General features: G+C 73.2%; 11 protein-coding genes. 9 read left to right on the top strand and 2 right to left on the bottom strand.

All coding sequences use genetic code 11. The annotated features are described in order from the left end of the window. The first annotated feature begins 66 nt into the window (after nt 1-66). The 6 genes from BKK81_RS02605 (at nt 67) to BKK81_RS02580 (ending at nt 6,802) form a co-directional block, all read left to right on the top strand. On the top strand, nt 67-1,485 hold the full coding sequence (locus BKK81_RS02605; protein ID WP_071010632.1) for an aspartate aminotransferase family protein: 1,419 nt from the start codon (nt 67-69) through the stop codon (nt 1,483-1,485). Between the two features lie 74 nt (nt 1,486-1,559). After that, nucleotides 1,560-2,486 (top strand): DMT family transporter, encoded by a 927-nt coding sequence (locus BKK81_RS02600; protein WP_083384188.1) that lies wholly within the window; start codon nt 1,560-1,562, stop codon nt 2,484-2,486. 2 nt (nt 2,487-2,488) lie between these two features. Further along, nucleotides 2,489-3,214: a GntR family transcriptional regulator gene (locus BKK81_RS02595; RefSeq protein ID WP_071010631.1), complete on the top strand. Its 726-nt coding sequence runs from the start codon at nt 2,489-2,491 to the stop codon at nt 3,212-3,214. Beyond that, on the top strand, nt 3,211-4,239 hold the full coding sequence (locus tag BKK81_RS02590) for a histone deacetylase family protein (RefSeq protein ID WP_071010630.1): 1,029 nt from the start codon (nt 3,211-3,213) through the stop codon (nt 4,237-4,239). The genes BKK81_RS02595 and BKK81_RS02590 overlap by 4 nt, the downstream gene beginning before the upstream one ends. A gap of 62 nt (nt 4,240-4,301) precedes the next feature. Next, nucleotides 4,302-5,384 carry a phosphotransferase gene (locus BKK81_RS02585; protein ID WP_071010629.1) on the top strand — a complete coding sequence of 361 codons (1,083 nt, stop codon included), beginning with the start codon at nt 4,302-4,304 and terminating at the stop codon, nt 5,382-5,384. 170 nt (nt 5,385-5,554) lie between these two features. After that, the gene (locus tag BKK81_RS02580) at nt 5,555-6,802 is read left to right on the top strand and encodes an aspartate aminotransferase family protein (protein ID WP_071015949.1); all 1,248 of its coding nucleotides are present in this window, start codon (nt 5,555-5,557) and stop codon (nt 6,800-6,802) included. Nucleotides 6,803-6,832: 30 nt separating this feature from the next. Here BKK81_RS02580 and BKK81_RS02575 read toward each other — a convergent pair whose 3' ends face one another. Further along, nucleotides 6,833-7,180, bottom strand: a complete 348-nt coding sequence (locus BKK81_RS02575) for a nucleotide pyrophosphohydrolase (RefSeq protein WP_071010628.1) — start codon at nt 7,178-7,180, stop codon at nt 6,833-6,835. A gap of 219 nt (nt 7,181-7,399) precedes the next feature. Beyond that, nucleotides 7,400-8,230 carry an AraC family transcriptional regulator gene (locus BKK81_RS02570; protein ID WP_071010627.1) on the bottom strand — a complete coding sequence of 277 codons (831 nt, stop codon included), beginning with the start codon at nt 8,228-8,230 and terminating at the stop codon, nt 7,400-7,402. A gap of 134 nt (nt 8,231-8,364) precedes the next feature. Between BKK81_RS02570 and BKK81_RS02565 the strand changes: the two genes are divergently transcribed. The 3 genes from BKK81_RS02565 to BKK81_RS02555 all read left to right on the top strand — a co-directional run bounded on the left by BKK81_RS02565 (nt 8,365) and on the right by BKK81_RS02555 (nt 12,299). After that, complete coding sequence (locus tag BKK81_RS02565) at nt 8,365-9,243, top strand: NAD(P)-dependent oxidoreductase (protein WP_071010626.1); 879 nt, start codon at nt 8,365-8,367, stop codon at nt 9,241-9,243. A 309-nt stretch (nt 9,244-9,552) separates the two neighbouring features. Continuing rightward, entirely contained in the window at nt 9,553-11,136 is a 1,584-nt protein-coding gene (locus tag BKK81_RS02560) for an efflux transporter outer membrane subunit (protein ID WP_442873390.1), read from the top strand. After that, nucleotides 11,133-12,299 (top strand): efflux RND transporter periplasmic adaptor subunit, encoded by a 1,167-nt coding sequence (locus BKK81_RS02555; RefSeq protein WP_071010624.1) that lies wholly within the window; start codon nt 11,133-11,135, stop codon nt 12,297-12,299. The genes BKK81_RS02560 and BKK81_RS02555 overlap by 4 nt, the downstream gene beginning before the upstream one ends. Nucleotides 12,300-12,354 lie beyond the last annotated feature (55 nt).

Genomic DNA, 12,354 nt, shown 5'->3' with positions numbered 1-12,354 from the left:
TGACGAGTAACGCCTGACGACCACCGATCACGATCCGCGATGCCAACCACAAGGAGACCCGCCAGCATGGACACCGCCCCCGACCGACTTGCCGACCGGCATGCCAGCCTCGCCGCCGGCGACATCGCCGCCCACCTGCATCCCTTCACCAACCTGGCGGCGCATCCCGAGGTGGGCCCGCTGGTGATCACGCGCGGCGACGGCATCTTCGTCGAAGACGACCAGGGCCGGCGCTACCTGGAGGGCATGTCCGGGCTGTGGTGCAGCGCGCTCGGTTTCAGCCACGCGCGCGTGATCGAGGCCGGCGTGCGCGCGCTGCGCACGCTGCCCTACTACCACACCTTCAACCACCGCTCGAACCCCGCCGCCATCGAACTGGCGCAGGCGCTGCTGGCGCTGGCGCCGGTGCCGATGTCCAAGGTGTTCTTCGCCAACTCCGGCTCGGAGGCCAACGACAGCGCCGTCAAGCTGGTCTGGTACTACCACAACGCGAGCGGCCGCCCGGCCAAGAAGAAGATCATCGCGCGCCGGCGCGCCTACCACGGCGTGACGGTGGCGGCCGCCAGCCTGAGCGGCCTGCCCGCCAACCACCAGGACTTCGACCTGCCGATCGCGCGCATCCTGCACGTGGGCTGCCCGCACCACTACCGGGAGGCGCTGCCCGGCGAGAGCGAGGAAGCCTTCGCCACGCGCCTGGCCGAGGAGCTGGAAGCGCGCATCCTCGCCGAAGGCCCCGACACCGTCGGCGCCTTCATCGCCGAGCCGGTGATGGGCGCGGGCGGCGTGATCGTGCCGCCCGCCACCTACTTCGACAAGATCCAGGCCGTGCTGCGCCGTCACGACGTGCTGCTGATCGCCGACGAGGTGATCTGCGGCTTCGGCCGCACCGGCGCCATGTTCGGCTCGAGCACCTTCGGCCTGCGCCCCGACATCCTCACCTGCGCCAAGGCACTGTCCTCCGGCTACCAGCCGATCTCGGCGGTGATGGTCAGCGCGCGCGTGCACGAAGCCATCGCCGCCAACAGCGGGCGCCTCGGCACCTTCGGCCACGGCTTCACCTATTCGGGCCATCCGGTGGCCACCGCGGTGGCGCTGGAGACGCTGCGCGTCTATGCCGACGAGAACATCCTGGCGCACGTGGCCGAGGTGGCGCCGCGCTTCCAGCAGGGCCTGCGCGCGCTGGCGCAGCGGCCCTGGGTGGGCGAGGTGCGCGGCATCGGCCTGATCGGCGCGGTGGAGCTGGTGGCGGACCGCGCCAGCGGACGGCCCTTCCCGCCGGCCGCCAAGGTCGGCGCGCGCCTGGCCCGGCTCGCGCAGGAAGAGGGCCTGATCGTGCGCGCCATGGGCGACGCCATCGCCTTCTGCCCGCCGCTGATCATCACTGCCGCGCAGATCGACGACATGCTGGCGCGCTTCGGGCGCGCGCTGGATCGGCTCGAGGCCACCCTCGCCGGGGAGGCAGCGGCCAGCGGAGCCACGGCGTGAAGCCCGACGCGAGCCTGCACGGCGGCGCGGTCCCGCTGGCGGCGGGCGCTGGGACGGGCGCTGTGACGGGTGCCGTGACAGGTGCCGCCGCGCCATCGCCAGCGCCCGCGCTGACGGCGGCGCAGGCCGCGGCGCGGCGCCGCCAGGGCATCGCGCTGTTCTTCTGCGCGCTGCTGGCCTTCGCCAGCTACGACGCCTTCTGCAAATGGATGCTGCGCACGCACGCCGCCACCCTGATGAACCTGACGCGCTACCTGGCCGTCAGCGCCATCGCCCTGGCCTGGCTGCTGCGCAGCGGCATGCCGCCGCTGCGCGCGGTTCCCTGCAAGGGGCTGCTGCTGGCGCGCGGCACCGCGCTGGCCATCGTCGCCACCTGCTTCATGGCGGCGCTGCTGTGGATGCCGCTGGCCGAGGCCACCGCGATCTACTTCACCGCGCCGCTGATCATGGTGGCGCTGTCGCCCTGGCTGCTCGGCGAGCGCGTGCGGCCGGCGCAGTGGGTGGCGGTGCTGGCCGGCTTCGTCGGCATGCTGCTGATCGTGCGCCCCGGCAGCGACCTGCCGGCGCTGGGCACGCTGCTGATGGCGGTGTCGGCGGTCTGCTACGCCATCTTCCAGCTGCTCACGCGGCGCCTGGCCGCGCAGGTGGAGGCGCCGGTGCTGTACGCTTCCACCGCGCTGGCCTGCCTGGTGCTGACCGGCGTGCCGGCGCTGGCGCTGCTGCCCGAGCCGCTGCCGCCCTGGCCCGAGCTGGCACTGATGTTCGCCGGCGGCCTGTGCAGCGGCGCGGCACAATTGCTGCTGCTGGCGGCCTTCCGCCGCGTCGCGGCCGCCACGCTGGCGCCGCTGAACTACTTTCAACTGCTGCTCGCGGTGCTCCTCAGCAGCTTCGTCTTCCAGCGCCCGCCCGACGCCATCGCGCTCGCGGGCATCGCCCTGATCATGCTATCCGGCGGCTTCCTGGCTTGGCGCAGCACGCTGGCACCGCGCCGAGAGGATTGACGATGTCTACCGCAACGCTTGACGACCTGCCCGCCTTCTCCTCGATCGAGGTGTCCGACCTGGTGGCCGCCGTCGAGGCCCAGCTCACCCAGGCCATCGTGGAGGGCCGCCTGCCGCCCGGCAGCCGCATCGTCGAGGCCGAGATCGCGCGCCGCATGAACGTCAGCCGCGCGCCGGTGCGCGAGGCCGCGCGCCGGCTGGAGCGCCAGGGCGTGCTGGTGGCGCGCCCGCGCCACGGCTTCGCGGTGCGCACCATCACCACGCGCGAGATCGACGACCTGTTCCAGCTGCGCCTGAACCTGGAGCTGATGGCGGTGTCGCTGGCCTGCCGCCAGGCCTCCGACGCCGGCCTGGCGCGCCTGATGCAGATGGTCGACGAGATGGTGCGCGACGCCGACTCGCTGCCCCAGTCCGAGCGCGTGGCGCGCGACCTGGGCTTCCACACCTACCTGTGCGAGCTGTCCGGCAACGCCTACCTGCACCGCGTGTTCGTCAACATGCAGACCGAGATCCGCATGGTGGTGGCGCTGATCGACCGCGTCTACGCCGATCCGCGCGTGGTGGCCGAGACCCACCGCCCGATCGCGCGCGCGGTCGGGCAGCGCGACGAGCAGGCCGCGGCCGCCGCCCTGCGCTTCCATATCGAGGATGCACACACCCATTTGCGCGCTGTGTTCATGCAGAAGCAGGGCACGGCACCGATCCCCCCCAAGGAGCCCGCCCCATGAAAGTCGTCTACAGCGACCAGCATCTCGACCACGATCCGCGCCAGTTCCTGGTGCGCGGCCGCCTTAAGCGCAGCAACGAACAGCCCGAGCGCGCGCAGCGGCTGCTCGCCGCGGTGAAGGCCGACGGCCACGCCGTGGTGGCGCCGGCGGCCTACGGCGCCGCACCGCGCGCCGCAGTGCACACGCCCGAGTACCTGCGCTTCCTGGAAACGGCGTACGCGCGCTGGCAGGAACTGGGCGATGCCTCCGAAGAGGTGCTGCCCAACATCCACCCCTTCCCCGGCCAGCCCTTCACCTACCCCGACAGCATCGTCGGCCAGGCCGGCTACCACATGGGCGACGCGGCCTGCTCGATCGGGCCCGCCACCTGGCGTGCGGCCACCGCCTCGGCCGAGGTCGCCACCCATGCCGCGCAACTGGTCGCCGACGGCGAGCGCGCCGTCTACGCGCTGTGCCGCCCGCCCGGCCACCACGCTTACGTCGACCGCGCCAACGGCTTCTGCTACCTGAACAACGTCGCCATCGCCGCGCAGCACCTGCGCCAGTGGCACGCACGCGTGGCCATCCTCGACATCGACATGCACCACGGCAACGGCACCCAGGGCATCTTCTACCGCCGCGCCGACGTGCTGACCATCTCGCTGCACGGCGATCCGCGCCTGTTCACGCCCTTCTTCACCGGACACGCCCACGAGAAGGGCGAGGGCGACGGCCTGGGCTACAACCTCAACCTGCCGCTGGCGCGCGGCACCGGCGACGAGGCCTACCTGGCCGCGCTGCGCGGCGCCTGCGACACGCTGCGCGCCTTTGCGCCGGGCGCGCTGGTGGTGGCGCTCGGGCTCGACGCCCACGAACGCGACCCCTACCAGGCCCTGGCGGTGACCACGCCGGGCTTCGCCCGCATCACGGCGGAGATCGCCCGGCTCGGCCTGCCCACGGTGCTGGTGCAGGAAGGCGGCTACCTGTCCGACGATCTCGGCCCCAACCTGTCGAGCGCGCTGCGCGGCTTCGAGGGGGCGGCATGAGTGCGCGGGCAGAGGTGGCAGAGGCGGCGGGACCGGCGGCGCGGCCACCTGGCGCGGCAGGCATGGCAGGCACGGCGGCCGGTACCGCGGTGCTGAGCGACACCGTGCGCAAGGTGCCGCTCGAATGGGCGCAGACGCTGGCCGCCTGGCACTACGGGCTGACCGGACGCCTGAGCGTGCTGAGCGGCGAGCGCGACAGCAACTTCCTGCTCGAGGCCGATGCCGGCCACGGCGGCACGCGTGCGCGCCGCTTCATGCTGAAGATCTCGCACCCGGCGGAGTCCGCGCTGGTGGCCGACTTCCAGACCCAGGCGCTGCTGCATGTCGCCGCCACCGACCCGCTGCTGCCGGTGCAGCGCATCGAGCCCACCGTCGACGGGCGCGCCTCGCTGCAGGCCACCGCGCCCGACGGCACCGCGCGCGTGGTGCGGCTGTTCAGCTACCTGGACGGCGAGCCGCTGCCCAAGGCCGCACGCAGCCCCGCCCAGGCGCGCGCGCTGGCGCGCACGCTGGCGCGCACGCTGGCGCGGCTGGACCTGGCGCTGCGCGAGCTGCGCCACCCCGCCGGCGAACTCGCGCTGCCGTGGGACATCCAGCGCGCCGACGAAGTGCGCGCGCTGCTCGAACACGTGGCGGATCCGCAGCGGCGCGCCATGGCGCTGCGCGTGCTCGACCGCTTCAGCATGCGCGTCAAGCCGCTGCTGCCGACACTGCGGCGCCAGCCCATCCACAACGACCTCAACCTGTACAACGTGCTGGTGGACCCCGCCGACCACGCGCGCATCGCCGGCATCCTCGATTTCGGCGACATGGTGCACGCGCCCCTGGTCAACGACCTGGCGGTGGCGGCGGCCTACCAGGTCGACCCCGCGGGCGACACGCTGGGCGCGCTGGCCGATTTCGTCGGCGCCTACCACGAGGTGCTGCCGCTCACCGCCGACGAGGTCGCGGTGCTGTTCGACCTGCTGCAGGCGCGCCTGGTGATGGTGGTGGCCATCAGCGGCTGGCGCGCCGCGCGCGAGCCGGCCAACGCGGCCTACCTGATGCGCAACAACGCCATCTCCTGGCAGCGGCTGGAGGCCTGCACGGCGATCGCCCCGGGCCAGGCGGCCAGCGTGCTGGCGCGCCGCTGCGAGCTGGCATGAGCGGCGCCCCAGCGGCGCCGGTCCGGATACAGCGGACGCAACCGTCCGGTGAAACAAAGCGAGCCACGGAAACCATGCAAGCCATGCCAACCCTCCACGCAAGCGCAGCAAGCCAAGCCAACGAAGCCAGCGAAGCCGACGAAGCCAACGAAGCGGCCGGGACGCAGGCCATGCTGGCGCGCCGCGCGCGCCTGCTCGGCCCCGCCTACCGGCTGTTCTACCAGGAGCCGCTGCACCTGGTGCGCGGCGAAGGCGTGTGGCTGGTCGACGCGCACGGGCGGCGCTATCTCGACGCCTACAACAACGTCGCCGCGGTCGGCCACTGCCATCCGCACGTGGTCGCAGCCATCGCGCGCCAGGCCGCCACGCTCAACACCCACACGCGCTACCTGCACGACGGCATCCTCGACTACGCCGAGCGCCTGCTCGGCACCATGCCGGCCGCGCTCGGCCACCTGATGCTGACCTGCACCGGCAGCGAAGCCAACGACCTGGCGCTGCGCATCGCCGCCGCCCACACCGGCGGCAACGGCCTGGTCATCACCCGCTTCGCCTATCACGGCGTCACCGCCGCGCTGGCCGAGGCCTCGCCCTCGCTGGGCGCGCAGGTGCGGCTGGGCAGCCATGTGCGCACCGTGCCCGCGCCCGATCCGCGCCTGCCGCCGGAGCAGGTCGGCCCCGCCTTCGCGCGCGGCGTGCGCGCCGCCATCGCCGAGCTGCAGGCGAGCGGCCTGCGTCCCGCCGCCCTGCTGGTCGACACGGTCTTCTCCAGCGACGGCATCCTGACCGACCCGCCCGGCTTCCTGGCCGAAGCCGTCGACGCCATGCGCGCGGCCGGCGGCCTCTTCATCGCCGACGAGGTGCAGCCCGGCCTGGGCCGTACCGGCGAAGCGATGTGGGGCTTCCTGCGCCACGGCGTGGTGCCCGACCTGGTGACCATGGGCAAGCCGATGGGCAACGGCCACCCGCTCGCCGGCGTGGCGGTGCGGCCCGAAGTGATGGCCGCCTTCGGCAACCAGTGCCGCTACTTCAACACCTTCGGCGGCAACCCGGTGGCGGTGGCGGCCGGCATGGCGGTGCTGGATGTGATCGAAGGAGAAGGACTGATGGCCAACGCCCTGCGCGTCGGCGCCTACCTGCGCGCGCGGCTGGACGAACTGGCGCGCCTGCACCCGGCCATCGGCGACGTGCGCGGAGCGGGCCTGTTCACCGGCGTCGAACTGCTCGGCACCGATGCCGCGCGCGCACCGGATGGCGCGGCCGCCGCGCGCGTGGTCAATGCCATGCGCCGGCGCGGTGTGCTGGTCAGCAGCGCCGGCGAACACGGCAACGTGCTGAAGATCCGGCCGCCGCTGGTGTTCGGCGAAGCGCACGCCGACCTGCTGGTGGAAGCGCTGGCGGCCGCGCTGGAGGCTTGAAAGGCACGAGCGCGGGCCGCACCTCCCGGCCTACTCGCCGCCGGGGGCGGGGGCGGGGGCGGGGGCGGGATATTTGCGCGCGTTGCGCTCCATCTTGGCCCGCACCGCCGCGTCCAGGTCCACCCCCAGCGCGGTCACCAGCTGCGCCAGGTAGATCGTGATGTCGGCCAGCTCCTGCTCCACATGCTCGCGCTCGGCGCCGGCCATCACCTCGCGCGATTCGTCCTCGGTCTGCCACTGGAAGATCTCGACCAGCTCGGCCACCTCGACGGACAAGGCCATGGCCAGGTTCTTGGGACTGTGATACTTGCCCCAGCCACGCGCCTCGCCGAAGGCGGCGGCGGCTTGCTGGAGGTTGCGGAGATCGATCAGGGACATGGCGACAAGCGCCCCGGCGGGCGCGCAAGACAACGGTTCGGGGCGTATTGAAGCATGGTTTGCGGGGGACGGGGCAAGGCGGTGGTGGCGCGATGGTCTGCGCAACGGGCGGGCGCCCGCCCTCTCCCCCGGCCCCTCTCCCGCAGGCGGGAGAGGGGAGCGGACCGGCGCGGCGCGAATCCTGTCGTGCTGATCGAAGCCAACAGAGCCACCATCACCCTACCCCCGCCCCGACAGCGCCGCCGCCCACGCCGCCGGCGTCAGCCCATAGGCGCGCTTGAAGTGCCGCGTCATATGACTCTGGTCGGCAAATCCCGCTTCCAGCGCGGCAGCCCCGGCGGGGGTGCCGGCGGCCAGCAGGCGCCGCACCAGGTCGAGCTGGCGCTGGGTGCGGAAGCGGCCGGGGCTGGTGCCGAACAGGGCGCGGAACTGGCGCGCGAGGGTCCAGCGGTCGAGCCCGCTGGCGCGCTCCAGCGTCTCCATCGCATGGCGTTCGGCCGGGGTCGCGGCGATCAGTTCGCGCACGCGCTGGACGGCATCGAGCGCGCGCGCGCCCGGCCGCAGGGGCGTGCCGCCGGAGGCGGCCACCAGCAGGTTGGCCACCGCCACCGCGATCTCCACGCGCGCCAGCGCGTCGATCTCGCCGTCGAGATCCCAGACCCCGCTGGAGAAGCCTTCCGGCAGCAGCGCGCCGCCCACCACCGGCGCGCGCACGAAAGGCAGCGGGCGGCCGCCCAGCGCCTGCTGGACCAGGCCCGGATCGACGTAGACGATACGGTAGCCGAAGCCCGCCTCGGTGCCGGCGCCGCCGTCGTGCAGTTCATCGGGGTGCAGGATGTGGCATTGCCCCGGCAGGCAGACGCGGCGCTCGCCGCGGTAGCGGAAGGTCTGCACGCCGGCCGTGGTGACGCCGATGGCATAGGTGTCGTGGCGGTGCGGCGCGAAGGCCTGCCCGTGGAAGAAGGCTTCGGCGCGCTCGATGCCGGCGCCGCCGCGGCCCATGCGGATGCGGTTGCCGCCCGCGCCGGGCGGCCGTGCACAATCGTTCAAGACACCTCCTCCAAGCCGGCCTAAAGTGGTCCTCGACGGTCTGCCCGCCGCGGCTGCCCAGCATAGCGCCAATCCACGGCGCAAGCATGCGGGCAGGCGGCGCCCGGCCCGGCCCATCCAAGGAGACGACAGACATGGCAATCGGATTCATCGGCCTGGGCGTGATGGGGCAGCCCATGGCGCTCAACCTGGCACGCGCGGGCACGCCGCTGGTGGTGTGGAACCGCAGCGCCGACAAGTGCGCGCCGCTGCGCGAGGCCGGCGCCACGGTGGCGGAGGACTGCGCGGCAGTGTTCCGCCAGGCACCCATCGTGATCCTGATGCTCGCCAACGACGCGGCGATGGATGCGGCGCTGGGCCGCGCCACGCCCGCCTTCGCCGCGCGCGTGGCCGGCCGCCTGGTGGTCAATATGGGCACCACCTCGGCGCAGTACTCGCGCGCGCTCGGCGATGACATCCGCGCCGCCGGCGGCCGCTACGTGGAAGCACCGGTGTCCGGCTCGCGCAAGCCGGCCGAGGCCGGCCAGCTGGTCGCGATGGTGGCGGGCGAGGCCGGCGACGTGGCCGAGGTGCTGCCGCTGCTGCGCCCGATGTGCCACCAGGTGGTGGAATGCGGCGCGGTGCCCTCGGCGCTGCTGATGAAGCTGGCCGTCAACCTGTTCCTGATCACCATGGTCACCGGGCTGGCCGAGGCCTCGCATTTCGCCCGCCGCCACGGCCTCGACATGGCGCGCTGGCAGGCCGTGCTGGATGCCGGCCCGATGGCCAGCGCCGTGTCGCGCATCAAGGCCGCCAAGCTGGTGGCCGAGGACTTCGAGGTGCAGGCCGCGATCCCCGACGTGCTGAAGAACAACCGGCTGGTGGCCGAGGCCGCGCGCGCCGCCGGCATCGCCTCGCCGCTGCTGGACGTGTGCCATGCACTCTACGGCGAGACGCTGGCGCTGGGCCTGGCGCAGGCCGACATGGTGGCCGTGGTGCGCGCCATCGAGGCGCGCACCGATGCCGGCGCTTGAAGGCAGCGCACCGCGCGCGGGGAACCGCATGCGCCACACGGAGACACTGGACCGATGCCGTGTGCCGCTGGCAACGCTCCGCTGCGCCGGGCCGCATGCCGGATGCGGCGCAATCCGTCCGATGAGTGACTTGAGCTAACCCGGGCCGCCAAATTGCGCTAGGCTTGCCGAACGCAGTGTCTTTCACGGCCCGCTTCGCGGCCGGCCGTGGCGGGGGGCAAGCGGATGGACGACGTGCCGGGTGTTGTCGTCTGCCGGCGGTTCGGGCAGCGCACAGGGAAGGCAGCGGTGATCGGTGCGGCGGGCATCTTGCTGGCAGCCTGCGCCGTGGGGCCCGACTACCATTCGCCGGCGCCGCCCGCGGGTGACCGCGTCACCCCGCAACCCCTGCCCGCCCGCACCGTGGCCACGCCCGGCATGGCGGGCGATGCCGGTGCCGCGCAGCGCTTCGTCGCCGCCGAGGCCATCCCCGGCGACTGGTGGTCGCTGTTCCGCAGTGCCCCGCTCGACGCCCTGATCCGCGACGCCCTCGCCAACAGCCCCAACCTCGATGCCGCGCGCGCGGCGCTGCGCCAGGCGCGCGAGAACTACCGCGCCACCGCCGGCGGCAAGCTGCTGCCGGGCGTGGACGGCCAGCTCGGCGCGCAGCGCTCGCGCGTGTCCGGGCTGAGCTTCGGCGTGCCCGGCGCCAGCGAGGAGTTCACGCTCTACAACGCCTCGGTCAACGTCTCCTACACGCTCGACCTGTTCGGCGGCACGCGGCGCGAGCTGGAGGGACTGCGCGCGCGGATCGACTACCAGCAGTACCAGTGGCAGGCCGCCTACCTGGCGCTGACCGCCAACCTCGTCACCGCCGCCGTCAGGGAAGCCTCGCTGCGCGCGCAGATCGACGCCACGCTGCAGATCGCCGCCGACCAGCAGCAGCAGCTCGACCTGCTGGAACGGCAGTTTGCGCTGGGCGGCGTCAACCAGGCCGCGGTGCTGGCCCAGCGCACCACGCTGGCGCAGACGCGGGCGACCCTGCCGCCGCTGCGCCAGGCGCTGGAGCAGACCCGCCACCAGCTCGCCGTGCTGGCCGGCAGGCCGCCCAGCGACGACACGCTGCCGCGCTTCGCGCTGGCCGACTTCTCGCTGCCGCGCGACCTGCCGGCCAGCCTGCCGTCCGAGCTGGTGCGGCAGCGGCCCGACATCCTCGCCGCCGACGCGCTGCTGCACCAGGCCAGCGCCAATGTGGGGGTGGCCACCGCCGCGCTCTATCCCAAGCTCACGCTGACCGGCAGCTACGGCGCCGAGGCCCTGACGCCGGCCGGCCTGTTCCGCTCGGCCAACACCGTGTGGAGCCTGGGCGCCGGCGTGCTGCAGCCGCTCTTCCACGGCGGCCAGCTCAGCGCGCAGCGGCGCGCGGCCCAGGCCGCCTTCGAGCAGGCCGACGCCCAGTACCGCCAGACCGTGCTGCTGGCCTTCCAGAACGTGGCCGACACGCTGCGCGCGCTCGACAACGACGCGCACGCGCTGGCGGCCCAGGCCGACGCCGCCGCCGCCGCGCAGGCCTCGCTGGAACTGAGCCGGCAGCAGTACCGGCTGGGCGCGGTCAGCTACCTGACCCTGCTCGACGCGCAGCGCCAGTACCAGCAGACGGTGCTGAGCCTGGTGCAGGCGCAGGCGGCCCGCTACGCCGATACCGCCGCGCTCTACCAGGCCGTGGGCGGCGGCTGGTGGAATGCCCGCCAGGACCCGGACGTACGGCCGCCCGCCACCGTGCCGGCGCCGGAGGCCGCACCGGAGGCCGCCCAGCTGGCAGCACCGCGGGCGACGGCCGCCGGCAGCGCCCCCGCGACGGCAGCGGCCATATCCGCCAGATCGGCCGGCCCGGCCGTGGAGACCAGGCAATGAAGAAACGGATGGCGATCATGCTGCTCGGCGTCGGCCTGCTGCTGGCGGCGCTGGTCGGCTTCAACCTGTTCAAGGCGTATATGTTCAAGAAGTTCATGGCGGGCAACGCGGCGCCGCCGGCCACCGTCAGCGCCACGCGCGCGAGCTACCAGGTGTGGCAGCCGCAGTTGTCGGCGGTGGGCAGCCTGCGCGCGGTGCGCGGCGTCGACGTCACCACCGAGATCGCCGGCCTGGTGCGCCAGGTCCACTTCACCTCGGGCGCGCAGGCACGCGCCGGCCAGGTGCTGGTGCAGCTCAACGCCGATGCCGACGTGGCGCAGCTGCAGGCGCTGCAGGCCGCCGCCGAGCTGGCGCAGACGGTCTACGACCGCGACAAGGCCCAGTACGACATCAAGGTGATCGCCAAGGCCACGCTGGACGCCGACGCCGCCGATCTCAAGAGCAAGCGCGCCCAGGTCGCGCAGCAGGCCGCCACGGTGGCCAAGAAGACCATCCGCGCACCCTTCGACGGCAAGCTGGGCATCACCACCCTGAACCCCGGCCAGTACCTGAACCCCGGCGACGCCATCGTCACGCTGCAGGCCATCGACCCCATCTACGCCGACTTCACGCTGCCGCAGCAGGACGTCGGCCAGCTCGCCGTGGGACAGGCCGTGCGCGCCGAAAGCAATGCCTGGCCGGGCCTGCCCTTCCCCGGCAGGATCACATCGATCAATCCCAAGGTCGACACCGCTACCCGCAACGTGCAGGTGGAGGCGCTGCTCGACAACCACGACGGCCGCCTGCTGCCCGGCATGTACGCCACCGTGCGCATCGACGTGGGCACGCCGCAGCGCCGCCTGACGCTGCCGCAGACCGCCATCACCTACAACCCCTACGGCGCCACCATCTTCGTCGTGCAGCCGGCGCCCGCGCCCAGGCCCGGCGAAGCGCCGCCGCCCGCGCCCGGCGGCAAGCCCGCCGCGCCAATGCCGGTGGCGCAGCAGGTGTTCGTCACCGTCGGTCCCACGCGTGGCGACCAGGTCGCCATCGAGAAAGGCGTGGCCGAGGGCACCCAGGTGGTCACCAGCGGCCAGCTCAAGCTGAAGAACGGCACGCGCCTGGTGATCGACAACTCGGTGCGGCCGGCGGACGCGCCCAACCCGGCGCCGCAGGAACAGTAGGCGCGGCCGCGCGCGCCGACCGCCACACCGCCACACCGCCACACCATTACATCGT

This window comes from Cupriavidus sp. USMAHM13, from assembly GCF_001854285.1.
Lineage (GTDB): Bacteria > Pseudomonadota > Gammaproteobacteria > Burkholderiales > Burkholderiaceae > Cupriavidus > Cupriavidus malaysiensis.
The sequence above is the reverse complement of the archived record's forward strand: the minus strand, read 5'-3'. Positions and strand labels throughout refer to the sequence as shown.